The 15,755-nt window shown below is 51.4% G+C and carries 16 protein-coding genes and 1 riboswitch; of the genes, 13 read left to right on the forward strand and 3 right to left on the reverse strand.

Annotation, left to right across the window (positions count from 1 at the left end; genetic code table 11):
* Positions 1-23 precede the first annotated feature (23 nt).
* The 5 genes from AB4K05_RS02275 to AB4K05_RS02295 all read left to right on the forward strand — a co-directional run bounded on the left by AB4K05_RS02275 (position 24) and on the right by AB4K05_RS02295 (position 4,076).
* Positions 24-1,553 carry a phosphoethanolamine transferase gene (locus tag AB4K05_RS02275; protein ID WP_368478395.1) on the forward strand — a complete coding sequence of 510 codons (1,530 nt, stop codon included), beginning with the start codon at positions 24-26 and terminating at the stop codon, positions 1,551-1,553.
* Between the two features lie 555 nt (positions 1,554-2,108).
* Entirely contained in the window at positions 2,109-2,804 is a 696-nt protein-coding gene (locus tag AB4K05_RS02280) for a porin (RefSeq protein ID WP_368478396.1), read from the forward strand.
* 259 nt (positions 2,805-3,063) lie between these two features.
* Positions 3,064-3,492 carry a hypothetical protein gene (locus AB4K05_RS02285; RefSeq protein ID WP_368478397.1) on the forward strand — a complete coding sequence of 143 codons (429 nt, stop codon included), beginning with the start codon at positions 3,064-3,066 and terminating at the stop codon, positions 3,490-3,492.
* Positions 3,493-3,560: 68 nt separating this feature from the next.
* Positions 3,561-3,797: a 4Fe-4S mono-cluster protein YjdI gene (gene yjdI, locus AB4K05_RS02290; RefSeq protein ID WP_368478398.1), complete on the forward strand. Its 237-nt coding sequence runs from the start codon at positions 3,561-3,563 to the stop codon at positions 3,795-3,797.
* A 6-nt stretch (positions 3,798-3,803) separates the two neighbouring features.
* Positions 3,804-4,076 (forward strand): GNAT family N-acetyltransferase, encoded by a 273-nt coding sequence (locus AB4K05_RS02295; RefSeq protein WP_368478399.1) that lies wholly within the window; start codon positions 3,804-3,806, stop codon positions 4,074-4,076.
* A 35-nt stretch (positions 4,077-4,111) separates the two neighbouring features.
* Here AB4K05_RS02295 and AB4K05_RS02300 read toward each other — a convergent pair whose 3' ends face one another.
* Positions 4,112-4,723 (reverse strand): LysE family translocator, encoded by a 612-nt coding sequence (locus AB4K05_RS02300; RefSeq protein WP_368478400.1) that lies wholly within the window; start codon positions 4,721-4,723, stop codon positions 4,112-4,114.
* A 139-nt stretch (positions 4,724-4,862) separates the two neighbouring features.
* Between AB4K05_RS02300 and AB4K05_RS02305 the strand changes: the two genes are divergently transcribed.
* The 7 genes from AB4K05_RS02305 to mqo all read left to right on the forward strand — a co-directional run bounded on the left by AB4K05_RS02305 (position 4,863) and on the right by mqo (position 12,793).
* On the forward strand, positions 4,863-5,327 hold the full coding sequence (locus AB4K05_RS02305; protein WP_368478401.1) for an Lrp/AsnC family transcriptional regulator: 465 nt from the start codon (positions 4,863-4,865) through the stop codon (positions 5,325-5,327).
* A 43-nt stretch (positions 5,328-5,370) separates the two neighbouring features.
* Positions 5,371-5,432: riboswitch (Fluoride riboswitch) on the forward strand.
* Positions 5,433-5,502: 70 nt separating this feature from the next.
* Positions 5,503-6,822 (forward strand): voltage-gated chloride channel family protein, encoded by a 1,320-nt coding sequence (locus AB4K05_RS02310; RefSeq protein WP_368478402.1) that lies wholly within the window; start codon positions 5,503-5,505, stop codon positions 6,820-6,822.
* Positions 6,823-6,964: 142 nt separating this feature from the next.
* Complete coding sequence (locus AB4K05_RS02315; RefSeq protein WP_368478403.1) at positions 6,965-8,311, forward strand: LLM class flavin-dependent oxidoreductase; 1,347 nt, start codon at positions 6,965-6,967, stop codon at positions 8,309-8,311.
* A gap of 9 nt (positions 8,312-8,320) precedes the next feature.
* Positions 8,321-9,151: an ABC transporter permease gene (locus AB4K05_RS02320; protein WP_368478404.1), complete on the forward strand. Its 831-nt coding sequence runs from the start codon at positions 8,321-8,323 to the stop codon at positions 9,149-9,151.
* 52 nt (positions 9,152-9,203) lie between these two features.
* Positions 9,204-10,175 (forward strand): ABC transporter substrate-binding protein, encoded by a 972-nt coding sequence (locus tag AB4K05_RS02325; protein WP_368478405.1) that lies wholly within the window; start codon positions 9,204-9,206, stop codon positions 10,173-10,175.
* On the forward strand, positions 10,172-10,945 hold the full coding sequence (locus tag AB4K05_RS02330; protein ID WP_368478406.1) for an ABC transporter ATP-binding protein: 774 nt from the start codon (positions 10,172-10,174) through the stop codon (positions 10,943-10,945). Before AB4K05_RS02325 ends, AB4K05_RS02330 begins: the two co-directional genes overlap by 4 nt.
* Before the next feature lie 192 nt (positions 10,946-11,137).
* Positions 11,138-12,793 carry a malate dehydrogenase (quinone) gene (mqo, locus tag AB4K05_RS02335; RefSeq protein WP_368478407.1) on the forward strand — a complete coding sequence of 552 codons (1,656 nt, stop codon included), beginning with the start codon at positions 11,138-11,140 and terminating at the stop codon, positions 12,791-12,793.
* A gap of 132 nt (positions 12,794-12,925) precedes the next feature.
* On the opposite strand, the gene AB4K05_RS02340 is transcribed toward mqo, so the two are convergent.
* Together AB4K05_RS02340 and AB4K05_RS02345 are read right to left on the reverse strand one after the other, a co-directional pair.
* Positions 12,926-14,155, reverse strand: coding sequence for an amino acid permease (locus AB4K05_RS02340; protein ID WP_368478408.1), 1,230 nt, complete (start codon positions 14,153-14,155; stop codon positions 12,926-12,928).
* Between the two features lie 117 nt (positions 14,156-14,272).
* A complete protein-coding gene (locus AB4K05_RS02345) occupies positions 14,273-14,728 on the reverse strand; it encodes a multidrug/biocide efflux PACE transporter (protein WP_368478409.1) in 456 nt (151 codons plus the stop codon).
* 94 nt (positions 14,729-14,822) lie between these two features.
* Between AB4K05_RS02345 and AB4K05_RS02350 the strand changes: the two genes are divergently transcribed.
* Positions 14,823-15,692, forward strand: coding sequence for a LysR family transcriptional regulator (locus AB4K05_RS02350; protein WP_368478410.1), 870 nt, complete (start codon positions 14,823-14,825; stop codon positions 15,690-15,692).
* Positions 15,693-15,755 lie beyond the last annotated feature (63 nt).

Raw genomic sequence — 15,755 nt, forward strand, 5'->3', positions numbered from 1 at the left:
CTCGCAGCAATTCACTATCAAATATGTCTACTCAATATAAAAAAAACGCTATCGTTATTTTTTTCTTCACAGCGCTGTATCTCTACTCACGTTTTTTATTACGTGCTACTGGAGATGGGCATCCGCAAATTGTTAATGTCCTGTTATTATGTGGTCTGTGTTCTTTCCTATTTACGTCGAAAAGAACATTTATTTTCGCGATCCCCTTTTTTATACTCCTGACGCTGTATGCACCTATCGGTCTGACATATGGCTATCCGACCTACCAATATGTCACATCATTATCGGCAACCTCTGTTGGTGAATCATTGGAATTTTTCCGATTAATTCCAGTTAAGGCATATGTTTATACGTTGCTACTGCTGGTGGCGCCTTTTGTCCTTCATCGTATTGCATTGCGGTTTAGCATCAAGCCTTGCAGTAACAAGCTGTTCGTTGTGTGTTTTGCCGTGCTCTCATTTTTCTCGTCTGGGGCTTTCTTATTTTTGAATGAAACGAAAGCATCGGTAGAGAAGGTCAATAAAGAAAACCGTGAGCTCGACAGTTATGTGAACACAAATGATTGGCTTGGCGCGAAGCAAACGGATAAAACGCAATATGATGACTATTATCTGGTGATTGGTGAAAGCGCGCGGCGTGACTACTTTCATGCCTACGGCTATCCGGTAAAAAACACGCCGTTCCTCGATTCAACCAAGGGCGTCATTGTCAACGGCATGGAATCAGCAGGGACTTACACCATTGGCTCGTTACGGCTCATGCTCACGCTGGCAAATACCAATACGTGGGAACCCAATTATAATCGCAATTTAATTGGCCTAGCGAATAAGGCCGGGTTTAGCACCTATTGGATCTCAAACCAAGGGCAGTTTGGCAAATGGGATACACCAATATCGGCGATTGCGAAAAAAAGCGATAAGAGCTATTTCACCAAATTCCAGGGATATAATGAGCTGAATGTCTCAGATTTTGTTTTGCTGAGAACCCTCAAGCCAATTATCAAGCGCAGCACCGCGAAACGACGGTTGTTTGTGATTCATACGATGGGCTCTCATCCGCATGCTTGCGATCGTATCAAAGACATGAAAAACCCGATTACTGTGACCAATAAGGCTGACTCTTACATTGCCTGCTATGTGTCCAGCATCAAACAAACTGATAAATTCCTAGAAGATCTGCATACCGTTATTTCACGTAATAGTCATGGGCGCAGTTTTTCAATGATCTATTTTTCCGATCATGGCATGGCGCATCGTGATATTGACGGCGTGATTCAGCTTAATAACAGTTATGTCAGCCGATATCACCATGATATTCCACTCGTCAAAATTTCATCGGACGATCGTGAACGAAAAGTTGTTACTTCTCAAAAATCGGGATTAATGTTTGTGAATGGTTTGGCGAACTGGATGGGAATTCATGCTGAACAAATCCAGCCCTACGATCTCTTCGACGGTGTTCCAGACAGTAACGACTTCGGCTTAAGCCTGAAGCCGTACAAAGTTGACGATCCCGCCATTGATATTTCCGCTGCGATATCCTCGCCGGACTAAGACCGCATCAAACGATAAGAAACGCATGCTCCGGTTGGAGCATGCGTTGGCGCTCCACATTCTCCAGCAAGCCATCCTCGGCATTCATAAACAGAAATTAACCTCAAAACGATAGCGCGGATGTTTTGTCCAGATGCAAGTTCGTTCTGAAAATTTGAAGCAGAAATGACGGCTGATGACCACTAATCAGAAGTGAAGATATGTTTCAAATATGCATTTTTTCTTTAGTTAATTCTTGCAATCAATATTGTTGGCGTGCTGAATTATTAATCAATAAAAAGTAACTCATGTTATTATGTTGCCTTATATCATTGATTTTAAATGACAATATTTTTTATCTAAAGTTATGTAAGCGAAGTGTAAATTAATCTATGGTGTGATCTTGACCATTATTTGGGCTGTTTGAAGAGCTTTTTACTTGAGCCGCGTCACGTCGTTCTGTCTCACTCACCTTTGAAATAAATCTTTACGATCTCGATCACTAAAATAACCTTCTTTAAAAAATAAAATGCAGTTTCATAAAAATGAAACATGATTCCAATTGAGGGTTATTGAATGTTTAAAAAATCTCTGGTCATGATGGCTTTATGCGGCGCGTCTTTTGCTGCATCCGCAGTAACTGTTGATTTACGTCATGAATTTATTGATGGCGGTAAAACAGATAAAACTAACGCCGACCGTGTTTCGGTCTCTCACCGTTTTGCAAATGGCTTTGGTTTCTCGGTTGAAGCGAAGTGGAAATCCGGTGGTGATAATACCGATAAGCCGTATGCAGACTTTATTGGTAATGGTCATGAAGAGTCGATTAGCTACCAGTATAAGTTCAACAAAAACTTCTCTGTGCAGCCTGGCTTTAACATCGAAAGTAACGACAGCCGTTCTATCTATAAGCCAAACCTGCGCGTGCAATATAGCTTTGATAATGGCTTCTATGTGGCCGCGCGTTATCGTTACGACTACACCCGTTACCCATCTAATGCCAATAAAGATGATGACAAAGTCAACCGTGGTGATGCATGGGCGGGCTACGTATTCGGTGACTGGCGTACCGAGTTGAATTACGTTTATGCGCGCAGTACGGAAGGTAACGACCGTAACAACAGCAAGCCGTATTCTCAGGAATACAACGTGAAAGTGGCGTATAAAATCGACAAAAACTGGGCACCGTATGGTGAAGTGGGCAACGTGGGCGTCAGCGACCGTGATGACCGCCAGACCCGTTTCCGTGTTGGTGTAGCTTACTCCTTCTAATCCCATCCGTTTTTGGAGCTTCCCCGGCGAACTTGCCGGGGTTCTCTCCCTTCTACCTTGCGATAAATCACAAATAATATTTTTAATATTACGACGCAGTTGTGTCGCTCTTACTCGAAGTCATCTGTTTTCATCTTCTCGAAGAGGTTTGTGTATGGGTAGCGCTACGATTGTTTTATTACTTCTCATCTTCTGTTTTCTGCTCTTGGGCTGCGGATGGTTTCTCATCATGCGCACCGAAATGAAAATAGAGAAAAAAATGCTGAATGAATTTGAGCTAAAACGCGAGGAGGAAAAACATCAGAAAACGCTGCAGAAATATGAAGAACTGTTAGCCATGGAAATTGAGTGGCACACTCACCGTATCGCCAGCATTAATTTCTTTATCGCCAAGATAAAGAAAAAGCAGGATGCGGAATACCGCGGCACGAAAGCGAGCATCAATGGCGATAACACCCACCTGCACTCAAAGATTAAGGCGCTAATTTTCATCTATTTCCCACATTTACAAGATGACTATGCCCGTCTGTGCAAGACCGCGGACTGTACGGTCTATTTTGACTACCTCTATGGACGTTCAAGTGACGGCCAGCGTGTGATTACCGAGCTCAACGATAAGCTACAGAAGTTTTCAGCTCAGTCCACCGAGTTTCAAAAGCGAATTCGCAACGAGGTGACGGTGAAATGATTGACGATTTTCATCGGCGGGAGGTCTATGCTTAGTCTCGAACATATATAAAAAATAGAGGCAATGTCATGGATAAGGAACTACAGGATGCGGGTTTTCGCGTCTATACCGGGGAGAAGATTGACGTCTACTTCAATACGTCAATTTGTCAGCACTCCGGCAACTGCGTGCGCGGCAGCAGTAAGCTGTTCAACCTGAAACGTAAACCGTGGATTATCCCGGATGAAGTTGACGTTGCCACAGTGGTGCGCGTGATTGATACCTGCCCGAGCGGGGCACTTAAATACCGTCAGCATAATAAGTGAGAACCTATGGAAATTCTTGAAGGCCATAACAAGTTTTACGTCAATGACGCAGACGGTAACCAGGTTGCCGAGATTGTGTTCGTCCCGACCGGAGAGCATCTGAGCATCATTGAGCATACCGATGTCGATGAAAGCCTGAAAGGACAGGGCGTGGGCAAAAAACTGGTGGCAAAAGTGGTGGCGAAGATGCGTCAAGAGCAGCGTAAAATTATCCCACTGTGTCCGTTCGCCAAGCACGAGTTTGATAACACTCGCGAATACGACGATATTCGCGCCTGAATCTCTGCGCCAGCGTTGGCTGGCGCAGCTTATTATTAGCGGATTTGTTCAATCAGCAGCAGCGCCGCAATGAACACCATTAACCCTCCCGATATTCGGCTGACCGTTTTGGCCGCCTGTGGACGGCTCGCCAGCAGCGCCCGTGAACCATAACCCACCAGTAAATAGATAATTGTGCAGGTAATAAGATGCATCAGCCCGAGCGCCGACATTTGCATCGCTACCGGCCACTGACCGTGGGGATCGGTAAACTGGGGCAGTAACGCCAAAAACAGAAGAAACACCTTTGGATTTAGCCCGCTGATACACAATCCTTTCAACGCCCACCGATCCCAGCCGCCGTTTAGCTGCACAGCGCTAGAAACCGTCGCCGGGTGGCGCAGAAGCGAAATGCCGAGCCACAGAAGATAACATGCCCCCAGCAGCGTAATTGCCGACAGCGCAAGCGGATGTCCGGCAATCAACACGCCTAAGCCTGCAACGACCACAAACGTAGCCAGCAGATGGCCCGACATCAGCCCCGCTACGGCTGGCACAATGCTCCTTCCGTGGATCCCCGCGCTAATGGTGTAAGCCCAATCCGCGCCGGGGGTCATAATCAGTAGAAATGAAACCAGCCAGAATCCCATCACCAGACTCATTTCCATTATCTATATACTCCCTTATCTTTCATCACGTTGCCCACAGTGTTTCCCATATTTAGATAACGAAAGAATATCGGGAATACAGCGCAATGAGCTTTCAATGTTATGCTGAAAGCCGGTGTAAAATGAGAGAATCTTCTAAATGGATAGCATTGACAGAAAAATTCTTGCTGAGCTGCAGGCGGATGGGCGCTTATCTATTACCGAGCTGGCAGAGCGGGTCAATTTAAGCCTTTCTCCGTGCCATCGCCGCTTACGGGCGCTGGAACAAGAAGGGGTTATCGCTGGCTATCGTGCCAACCTCGACCCGGGCAAAATGGGCTTTAATTTTGTCGCTTTGGTTTTTGCCACCCTAAAAGAGGGGGATAAAAAAGCGGTCAGCGCGTTTGAAGAAGCGGTAGAAGAGATCCCGCAAATTGTGCTGGCCCAACGACTGTTTGGCGATCCAGACTATTTAATGCAGGTGGTAACGCGCGATCTGCCCGCATTCCAGAAGCTTTACGATCAGAAGCTGTCGGCGATGCCGGGCGTACAGCATCTGCGTTCGACGTTGGTGATGAAAACGGTGGTCCAAGACCGTCCGTTCCCCCTAGAAACCCTAAAATAAACGCCTGACGGACTGTTAGCTGAAACGGTTCGTGTGCTAACATTCTCCCACAGGGGATGGCATACCCCCTTGAACCGCCGTGTGGCTGATGATGCCTGTTTATATTCCTGGACCGGGAATGAACAGGCACACCTCGACCGCGTCCAGGATGATTAATTCATCTAAGGATGCGTCAATGTTCTTCGAAGACTTCGCCCGTAAAAATACGCTTTTCTTTATTCTACAATGGCTGCTGCTGGCCTTGGTGATTGCCGTTTTAGTCGGCTCAGCCTCTGCACTCTTTCTCTTCTCGCTCGATTGGGCAACCGCAACTCGTCTGCAACATCATTGGTTAATCTGGCTGCTGCCGTTTGCCGGCTTTGCCGTGGGGTGGGTATATCTGCGATTTGGCCGGGATGTTGAGGCGGGCAATAACCTGATCCTCGAAGAGGTGCACAGCCCGGCAAAGGTTATCCCGCTGCGAATGGCGCCGCTGGTGTTTTTGGGCACGGTGATTTCGCATCTCTTCGGCGCATCGGTGGGACGTGAAGGCACGGCGGTACAAATGGGGGCCTCACTTGCCGACCAGTTTACCTCGATGCTCAAGCTGAACGACGAGGCGCGGCGAATGGTGCTGATGACAGGCGTCAGCGCGGGTTTTTCCTCGGTGTTTGGCACACCGCTTGCCGGGGCGATTTTTGGTCTTGAGGTAATGGCGCTCGGGCGCATGCGTTACACCGCCATTTTCCCCTGTCTGCTGGCGGCGATTGTCGCAGACCAAGTTGGGCTGATGTGGGGCGTTCACCATACTCATTATGCGATGTCGATTATTCCGCAGATGTCGGTATGGACGCTGGGCGCGGTGATCATTGCCGGCTGCTGTTTTGGCCTTGCTGCGCGTGTCTTTGCCCAAGCAACACATCTGATTAGCGGCGTCATGAAAACCCACGTGGCGTATCCGCCGCTACGGCCATTCATTGGTGGGGTGATTGTTGTCACGGCGGTCTATCTGTTGCACGCCGATCGCTATATCGGCCTTGGTATCCCGGTGATTGTCGATGCATTCCAGCACCCGCTGGCTCCGTGGGATTTTCTCGGCAAACTGGCGTTTACCGTCACCTCTTTGGGCAGCGGTTTTAAAGGTGGAGAGGTCACGCCGCTGTTCTACGTCGGCGCGACGCTGGGCAATGCGCTCGCTCCGCTGCTGCATCTGCCGTTCGCCTTTCTTGCCGGAATCGGCTTTGTGGCGATTTTTGCCGGAGCGGCCAACACGCCTATCGCATCAACTCTGATGGCGATTGAACTCTTCGGTGCCGATATCGGCATTTACGCTGCGATGGGCTGCGTGGTGGCTTATCTGGTGTCAGGCTACACCGGCATCTACCGTTCTCAGCGTATTGCCTGCCTGAAACATGGCCTTGTCCCGCAGGGGATGAAACTGGCAGAACTTCCGGCTTGGCAGCGCGAGCAGGCTCAAGCTGCCGCACGGCATGGCGAGGTGAAAACGGATAGCTAATAACTTATTGTTGTAACAGCGCAGATTTCTTATTGCGAAAATGTAAATAACGTACTCAATAATTGTTATTTCAGAATGGCGGCTCATTCTGGCTATCTTGGTTCCAGCCCAAATCCCGGCAACGAATCAGGAGAAAACCAGAATGAGCAGACAAATCAAGTTAGGTGCTTTTCTTCCCGGCGGCGGCCAGCATATTGCGGCGTGGCGCCACCCGGACCAACCCGCCGATGGCGCAACCAGTTTTGAATTCCATAAGCAGCTGGCGCAGACCGCCGAACGCGGCTTATTTGACGCTTACTTCTTGGCCGACGGTCTGGCGATCCCCGCCTCGGGAGTGACCGATGGTGGCACGGCGAAAGTCGCGGGCTTCGAACCGGTGACCCTGTTTTCCGCGCTGGCCCCGTTAACCAAAAATATCGGTTTTATCGCCACCGCCTCTACCACCTACGAAGAACCCTACAACCTGGCGCGCAAATTCGCCTCCTTGGATTTAATATCCGGCGGTCGGGCGGGCTGGAACGTGGTAACGACCGCGACAGAAGCCGCCGCACACAACTTCAACCTCGATCAACAGCACCCGCATGAGTATCGCTACCAACGTGCCACGGAGCATGTCGAAGTGGTGAAAAAACTGTGGGATAGCTTCGAAGACGATGCCTTCCTGCGCGATAAAGCTTCTGGTCAGTTCTTCGATAAGAATAAGGTGCACAACACCGATCATGTCGGTAAATTCTTTAAGGTTCGTGGGCCGCTGAACATCGCACGTTCTCCGCAGGGCCAGCCGGTGATTGTCCAAGCAGGGCAGTCCGAAAGCGGTCGCTCGCTGGCAGCCGCCACCGCTGAGGTGATCTTCACCTCGCATCAGCATCTGGAAACCGCGCAGGACTTCTATCGGGATATCAAAAAACGTGCCAGAGCAGTGGGCCGTAATCCTGAGCATGTTTTGATCATGCCGGGTGTGGCACCGTTTATAGGCCGTACCGAAGAAGAGGCGAAAGAGAAATACCACAAGCTGACATCACTTATCGTTGAAGCCGACGGTATTGCGCTGCTGAACGGCCTGGCTGGCGGTGGGATCGATCTGAGCAAATTCGATCCTGATGGCCCGCTGCCACCGCTGCCGGTCACCGAAGGCATGAAGTCACGCCCTGAGCTGATCCGCCAAATAGCGGATGAAAACAACTTTACCATCCGTCAGCTTTATCAATGGGTGGCGACCGCTCGCGGGCACTTCACGGTGATCGGCAGCGCGGAGCAGGTGGCCGATACGCTGCAGGAATGGTTTGAGAATGAAGCGGCGGATGGCTTCAACGTGCTGCCGCCGTGGTTGCCGGGCGGCTTGGATGATTTCATCGAGCTGGTGGTGCCGATTTTACAAAAACGCGGGCTGTTCCGTACTCAGTATGAAGGCACCACGCTGCGTGAAAATCTGGGGCTGCCGTTTGCCAGCAACCGCTACAGCGTCGTTCGCAACGCTAAAGTGGCTTGAGGAGGTTCTATGTTCTATACCACGACTCGAATCCGCCTGAAGGCCCGTCGCCAGACGACGCCAGCTTACAAAGTGTGGTATCAGCGCAGCCTGTCGCTGATTGCCCGCTACGGCCTGCTGGTGCTGTTCTTTGCCGGCTGGCAAATAGCCAGCAGCGCGGGATGGTTGAATGCGGCGGTGATCCCGCCGCTGGATAAAATATTTACCGCACTGTGGAATGGAATAACCCAGGGTGCGCTGCTGGGCGATATTACGATTAGCCTGCAGCGTGCTGGGTTGGCCTTCTTCGCCGCCATTGTCGTGGGCATCCCGCTTGGCTTGTTTATGGGGCAAATTCGTCCGCTTGAGCAGGCGCTGGACCCGATTCTGCAATTGTTCCGCCAGACGTCCGCGCTGGCGCTGTACCCAATCTTCATTTTGCTACTGGGGCTGGGGGAAACCTCTAAGGTCTTCGTGATCTTCTGGGCGGCGCTGTTTCCGATTCTGCTATCGACCATCAGCGGGGTAAAGGAGGTCGATGCGAAGCTCTTAGAAATGGCAAAAACCTTCGGTGCCGGCCGGCTGACGCTGTTCTACCGGGTTATTGTTCCCGCTTCCGTGCCTTCCATTTTTGTTGGGCTGCGTCTGTCGGCGACTACCGCGCTGCTGCTGTTGATTGCCGCAGAGATGATCGGTGCCAATCAGGGGATCGGTTTTCGGGTGATCAACGCGCAATATAACTTCCAGATCCCGATGATGTTTGCCGCCATATTTCTGCTGGCCTTTGCCGGGTTATTAGCTAACGCCATTCTGGTGTTTTTACAGCGACGTCTGTGTCGCTGGAATAGCCGCAACCATTAATTTTTCGCGCCTTATTTTCCGCTTTCGGATATCGCCTGATAGGATTTTTATAATGAAAAAACAGATCAAATTTGTGTGGGTTGCGGCACTGTTCCTTTTTGGCATTAGCGCCTCCGTGCGGGCTCAAGAGGAAGTTACCATGCGCTATATGGCAAGCTACGGCGGTATTTCTGCGCATGAACTTGCGGATGCGCTTGGTTATTTTAAAGGCACCGGCGTGACGATTAAAAATGCCGGTTACGCCAGCGGTGGCCCGGAGTCTTTATTTGCGTTGGCTTCAAACAGCATCGACATCGGATCGGCGGCAACGCCGGCGGTGATTAACTCGATTGCCAACGGCAACGATTTCGTGGCGGCCTATCCAACCAACGGGATCAACGACACCACCAAATCGATTTTCTACGTAAAAGAAGATAGCCCGATTAAATCCATCAAAGATTTAGTCGGCAAAAGCGTTGCGGTGAATACGCTGGGGGCGCACCTGGACTACGTCTTGCGCGAAGCGCTGCATCAAGCAAATCTGCCGGAAAACGCAGCGAAGCCGGTTGCCGTACCGGGTCCACAGCTGGAACAGACGCTGCGCTCAGGGCAGGTTGATGTGGCGGCGTTCGGCTATTGGCAGACAACGTTTGAAGGGGCGGCGCGTAGTCACGGCGGTCTGCGTCCTATTTTTAACGATGCCGATGTGCTGGGGCCGATTGCCGGTGGCTTTACGGTGCTGCGTGCCGACTTTGTGAAAAAGCACCCGGATGCGGCGCGTACCTTTGTGGCGGAGTCAGCACGCGCGCTGGACTATGCTCGCGATAACCCGGAAAAAGTCCGCGAAATTATGGCGAAAATCCTTAAAGATCGCGGTGAAAATCCCGAGGTGGCAAAATACTTTACCGGCTATGGCGTGCGCAAAGGCGGGCTGGCTGAGCCACATGACGTTCAGTTCTGGCTGGATATCCTCGAACGTGATGGCGTTATCCAGAAAGGGCAGTTGAAAGCGTCAAACATTTTGCTGAAAACGGAAGGTGTATGATGACCGCATCGACTCAGGCACTGCGCGGCGATATTTCGATTCGTCGCTTACGCAAGACATTCTCCCTTGAGGGGAAACCGTTTGATGTTTTTCGCGATCTGAATTTGCAGATTGATAGCGGCCAGAGTATCGCTATTGTCGGGCCAAGCGGCTGCGGTAAAACCACGCTGCTCCGCATTCTGGCAGGGCTAGAAACGCCGGACGGCGGTGATGTGGTGATTGACGGCCAAGAGGTGCACGGCATGAGCCGTGAGCGGGCGGTTATCTTTCAGGAACCGCGCCTGCTGCCGTGGCTGACGGTGCTGGAAAACGTGAGCTTCAGCCTCGACGTGCAGGGGGTGCCACGTAAGAAGGCGCGCGAGCGGGCGAAAGAAGCGATTGAGCTGGTGGGCTTAAGTCACTGTGAACAGGCGTTGCCGAATCAGCTTTCCGGCGGCATGGCTCAGCGAGTCGGTATTGCCCGCGCCCTGACCATTCAGCCGGAAATCCTGCTGCTCGATGAGCCGCTGGGTGCGCTGGATGCGATGACTAAAATCACCATGCAGGAAGAACTTGCGCGGATCCACGAGGTGGAAAAAATAACCATGGTACTGGTGACGCACGATCTGGAAGAGGCCATTTATCTGGCCGACCGGGTGCTGATCCTGCCGAAAATTAAGGGCAATCCAATTCGTACCATCGAGGTTGGGCTATCCCGTCCTCGCGTTCGCAGCAGCGCGGATTTTGTCGCCCTTCGCCAAGAATTAATGGCGGAGTTTGGCCTGCATTAATCATTCTGCGAAATAAGAGTGCATTAGCATTTATTTCCATGCAAAGAATAGGTTTGCTTTTTTTAATTTTAAAAAGCAGCGAGGGGATAAATGTTAATAATTCTAAGTTGGATGTGGTGATATTTTAAAATAATGTAAAAGTGCGCTACTATTAGCGCACACATTAGATAAAGCTATGCGAATATCATCATTATGCCTGCAATTAATAAAAAACTATTCTCTCTGGCTGCAGTCGCGCTGCTGGTCAATTCAGCCGCCTATGCAAATACCGATACCACCCAAAAAACGGACGTCCTGCTGATAGGTGGCGGGATTATGAGTGCATCGCTGGGCACTTGGCTACAGGAGCTGCAGCCGGACTGGAAACAAGTGATGGTCGAGAAGCTCGACAACGTAGCGCTTGAATCCTCAAACGGTTGGAACAACGCCGGTACCGGTCACTCCGCCAACATGGAGCTGAACTACACGCCGGAGCGCCCTGATGGCAGCATCGACGTCACCAAAGCGCTGGAAATCAACGAGCAGTTTATGATTTCCCGCCAGTTCTGGTCGGCGCAGGTTAAGCGCGGCGTCCTCAACAATCCACACGCTTTTATTAATTCTACGCCGCACATGAGCTTCGTTTGGGGCGATAAGAACGTGGATTATCTCGGCAAACGCTACGATGCGCTGCAGAAAACCACCCTGTTCCAGGGCATGAAATTCTCCACCGATCATCAGCAAATTGCCCAGTGGGCGCCGTTGGTGATGGCGGGTCGCGACCCGCAGCAGAAAGTGGCGGCAACCTGGACTTCGGCCGGTACCGACGTCAACTACGGTGAAATTACCCGTCAGCTGATCGGTAGCCTGAAAAAGAATGAGCATTTCACGCTGCAAACTTCTTCTGAAGTGACCGAGTTCAAACGTAATAGCGATAACTCTTGGCACGTGACTATTGAAGACGTTAAAAACGGTAAGCAGCATGCCATCGATGCGAAATACGTCTTTATCGGGGCTGGCGGCGGCGCGCTGAAGCTGCTGCAAAAAACCGGCATTCCAGAAGCCGATAACTACGCAGGATTCCCGGTAGGCGGCTCCTTCCTGATGACCGAAAACCCGGATGTGACTCGCCAGCACATGGAAAAAGTCTACGGTCAGGCTTCCGTAGGCGCGCCGCCGATGTCGGTGCCGCATATTGATGCGCGCTTTATCGATGGCAAACGCGTGGTGCTGTTTGGGCCATTCGCGACCTTCTCCACCAAATTCCTCAAACAAGGTTCGTTCTTCGACCTGCTGAGCACCACCACAACCAGCAACGTGATGCCAATGACCCATGTTGGTCTGGATAACTTCGATCTGGTGAAATATTTGATTAGCCAGGTGATGTTGAGCGATGACGACCGTTTTGCGGCGCTGAAAGAGTACTACCCAGAAGCGCGTAAAGAGGACTGGAAGTTGATTCAGGCCGGTCAGCGTGTGCAGATTATCAAGAAAGATGCCGACAAAGGCGGCGTGCTGAAGCTGGGTACCGAAGTGGTTGTTGACCAGCAGCGCACCATTTCCGCACTGCTTGGCGCATCGCCGGGGGCCTCTACCGCGGCGCCTATCACGCTGAATGTGATTAAGAAGCTGTTCCCTGAGCAGTTCAATTCGCCGGAGTGGCAGAGCAAAATTCGCGGGATTGTCCCAAGCTATGGCCAGAACCTGAATGGCAATACCGCGCTGACGCAGCAGGTTTGGGATGACACTGCCGCGACCCTGCAACTGACCAAGCCGACGGTGATTGAGATGCCATCAGCACCGGTTGCGCAGGCCAAACCAGCCGAACAGCCAGCAAGCGCTTCACCGCAGCATGATATGGCGCTGTAATATAGCGTAGGCCTGATAAGCGTAGCGCCATCAGGCGCCCGGAGCAGATTGCCGGATGGCGGCTTTGCCTTATCCGGCCTACAAAAAAGGCCAACCGAGCGTTCGGTTGGCCTTTTTCTAGTCTGGGCAAGCTTACCCTAGGAACATCACCGATACGCACATCAGACCCACAATCAACGTAATCAGGCTACCAATAGAACGGTAAGGCTTGAGGACGGGGATGAGGTACGTTGATAGCGTTGGCATGATAAACAAAATCATGGCAATCAGCGGGCCGCTGATGGCGTAAATCATCGAGATGGCGTTCGGGTTGATGCAGCAGACGATAAAGGTCAGCGTCGATACCAGCAGGATAGACAATCCACGGTTAAAGGAACGACTCTTACGCACGCCTACTTGGTTGAGCGCAGATTTAACGATCTCGCTTGCGCCTTCTATCACGCCAAAATAGGTGCCGAGGAACGATTTCGACATCGCCACCACCGCCACAATAATGCCGGAAATCGACAGCCAGCTTGGGGAATTTGGCACCATTGAGAGCGCAGACAGAATCGTCACACCTTCATCTTTCGCCGCCGTAATATAAGATGGCGGAATCGACATCAGACAGCTAACCACGAAGAACATCACGCTCAGGCAGATTATCAGATAAGCCACCTTCATGATTTTTTTGCATTTACCCATGGCTTGCTCGCCATATTTCTCCCGCTGGTCGATGGCGAAGGTAGAAATAATCGGCGTATGGCTAAAAGCGAAAACCATCACGGGAATGGATAGCCATACCTGGTGCAGCGTATGCGTATTCACTTCCATTTGGGTGGTTAACAGCGATGGCTGCCAGCTTCCAATCTGATAAATCGACAGGAATAGGAAGTAGGCGATCAGCGGAAATACCAACATCCCCATCACTTTAATCGTCGTTTGGCGACCGGTCAGGAAAATCAGATTGAGCACCACCACCACGCCAAGGCTAATCAGCGCACGCAGCGGTAAATCTACCGGATGGTAACGGGAAACCTGCTCCGCCAACGAATTGGTGATGGCGACCGCGTAAATCAGGATGACAACGAAGAACGCGATAAAATACAGCGTGGTTATCAGATTGCCGATCTTTTTGCCGTAGTAGTGCGTCACAGCACCGGTGATACCAACGCTTGCGGGAGTGTTGGCGGACAGAATGAACTGGCATAACGCGCGATGTGGCCAGTACGTCAGGGGCCAAGCGACAAGGGCGGTAATAAATAAGACGACGGCACCTGCTGCACCCAACTGGATGGGCAAGAACAACGTTCCCGCGCCGACCGCAGTGCCATATAAGGCAAAGCTCCAGAGGGTCTCTTCTTTAGACCAAATTTTAGACATTATCTGAATATATCAACCATGAAACCAAAAAAATGGCGGATAATTTACCATAATTAGCTTTTACCGTGGCCGAACATTTTCAGACCGATGGTTATCGGTCTGAAAAGCAGAGCGATTTTACGCGCAGCGATTTTCTAAACGGCGCTTAACCATGCGCTCACGCAGGTTATCGTAGGCCCAGTTGTAGAGCATGGTGTAGGGCAGGAAGAACAAGAAGAAGCCAATCTCCAAGGTCAGGGCCTGCAGCAGCGTCACACCGAGTACGAACGATACGATACTGACGCCGATGACGATAAATCCACACTCAAACCCCAGCGCGTGCAAAGCACGGACTTTAGCGGTACGTCTGACGCGGGTGACCGGCCAAAGTCGGTCGAAGCAGGCGTTATAGATGATGTTCCATACCATGGCGGTGGTGGCCAAAATTACCGTTAATCCCCCCATTTCCAGCACTGAACGCTGCATCAACCAAGCCGCCGTTGGCGCGAGGATCGCGGTGGCGATCCCCTCAAAGCAAACGGCATGGAAGATACGCTCCGGGAGTTTTCTGCGATGTAATGACTCGTCTTGCATGTGATGACCTTTCAATTATTGGGCGTTGTTGTGGGTATTTTATGGATAAATATGATAAGTAAAAGATAGAACCCATCGATAAAGTAGATACTTCATGCGCTATTCTCCCGAAGCTCTTACCGCCTTTGTAGAAACGGTCGCTTGCGGTTCGTTCTCTGCCGCGGCCCGTCGTCTGCGCAAAAGCCAGTCCACCATCAGCACGGCTATCGCGCATCTAGAAGCCGATATTGGTGTCACGCTTTTTGATCGCTCGGCGCGCCAACCGGTGCTGACCGCAGAAGGACAGCGAGTGCTGAGCTATGTTCAGGCGATTCTGGCGGCCAGCGAGCGGCTGGACGAACTGGCGGTGTCGTTGAGCGGCGAAACCGAAGCCCGGTTGGCCTTTGTCCTTTCCGATACGCTGCATCCTGACGTGCTGGAGGGGCTACTGGCGCAGTTCGATAGGCGTTTCCCGCACACGGAATTTGAGTGCCTAGTGGGCGAAGACGATGATGTGGTCGATTTGCTCCAAAAAGGAAGGGCGCAGGTGGGGCTGATTGAGGCTCGCGATGACTATCCTACCGATATTGGCCACACCCGCCTGCCGATGCAGACTCGGATGGCCATCTACACCTCGCCCAATCATCCTCTGACTCGCGAACAGGGACTGACGCTCGAACAATTGCGAACGTGGCGTGAGCTGCGCCTGAATACCTATTTGGAAAGTCGCACGACGCTCTCCCGCGGGCCGGTATGGTCGGCTCCCAACTATCTGATGCTGCTGAGCATGGCGGCGCAGGGGCTGGGATGGTGCGCGCTACCCTGTGCGCTGGTGGATGAATTTGCGCGTTCGGCGGAGCTGACTATGCTGAATATTGCCGGTTGGCCAATATCAGTATCGACCGATCTGTTGTGGCATAAAGCAGCTCCGCTTGGGCCTTGCGGAAGCTGGTTGCGGCAGTATCTCCAGCAGGTTTCAGCCTGATGGGTGAGAGATGAATTTCCTTTGTGATAAAACTCACTTTTTTTAAACAATCGCGAAAAAATT

The sequence above is a fragment of the Kluyvera sp. STS39-E genome, assembly GCF_040932435.1.
Lineage (GTDB): Bacteria > Pseudomonadota > Gammaproteobacteria > Enterobacterales > Enterobacteriaceae > Kluyvera.

What these genes read in the sequence shown, in the direction of transcription:
- AB4K05_RS02275 (WP_368478395.1), top strand. Translation starts at nt 24, where the DNA reads ATGTCTACTCAATATAAAAAAAACGCTATCGTTATTTTTTTCTTCACA.
- AB4K05_RS02280 (WP_368478396.1), top strand. Translation starts at nt 2,109, where the DNA reads ATGTTTAAAAAATCTCTGGTCATGATGGCTTTATGCGGCGCGTCTTTT.
- AB4K05_RS02285 (WP_368478397.1), top strand. Translation starts at nt 3,064, where the DNA reads ATGCTGAATGAATTTGAGCTAAAACGCGAGGAGGAAAAACATCAGAAA.
- yjdI (WP_368478398.1), top strand. Translation starts at nt 3,561, where the DNA reads ATGGATAAGGAACTACAGGATGCGGGTTTTCGCGTCTATACCGGGGAG.
- AB4K05_RS02295 (WP_368478399.1), top strand. Translation starts at nt 3,804, where the DNA reads ATGGAAATTCTTGAAGGCCATAACAAGTTTTACGTCAATGACGCAGAC.
- AB4K05_RS02300 (WP_368478400.1), bottom strand. Translation starts at nt 4,723, where the DNA reads ATGGAAATGAGTCTGGTGATGGGATTCTGGCTGGTTTCATTTCTACTG.
- AB4K05_RS02305 (WP_368478401.1), top strand. Translation starts at nt 4,863, where the DNA reads ATGGATAGCATTGACAGAAAAATTCTTGCTGAGCTGCAGGCGGATGGG.
- AB4K05_RS02310 (WP_368478402.1), top strand. Translation starts at nt 5,503, where the DNA reads ATGTTCTTCGAAGACTTCGCCCGTAAAAATACGCTTTTCTTTATTCTA.
- AB4K05_RS02315 (WP_368478403.1), top strand. Translation starts at nt 6,965, where the DNA reads ATGAGCAGACAAATCAAGTTAGGTGCTTTTCTTCCCGGCGGCGGCCAG.
- AB4K05_RS02320 (WP_368478404.1), top strand. Translation starts at nt 8,321, where the DNA reads ATGTTCTATACCACGACTCGAATCCGCCTGAAGGCCCGTCGCCAGACG.
- AB4K05_RS02325 (WP_368478405.1), top strand. Translation starts at nt 9,204, where the DNA reads ATGAAAAAACAGATCAAATTTGTGTGGGTTGCGGCACTGTTCCTTTTT.
- AB4K05_RS02330 (WP_368478406.1), top strand. Translation starts at nt 10,172, where the DNA reads ATGATGACCGCATCGACTCAGGCACTGCGCGGCGATATTTCGATTCGT.
- mqo (WP_368478407.1), top strand. Translation starts at nt 11,138, where the DNA reads ATGCCTGCAATTAATAAAAAACTATTCTCTCTGGCTGCAGTCGCGCTG.
- AB4K05_RS02340 (WP_368478408.1), bottom strand. Translation starts at nt 14,155, where the DNA reads ATGTCTAAAATTTGGTCTAAAGAAGAGACCCTCTGGAGCTTTGCCTTA.
- AB4K05_RS02345 (WP_368478409.1), bottom strand. Translation starts at nt 14,728, where the DNA reads ATGCAAGACGAGTCATTACATCGCAGAAAACTCCCGGAGCGTATCTTC.
- AB4K05_RS02350 (WP_368478410.1), top strand. Translation starts at nt 14,823, where the DNA reads ATGCGCTATTCTCCCGAAGCTCTTACCGCCTTTGTAGAAACGGTCGCT.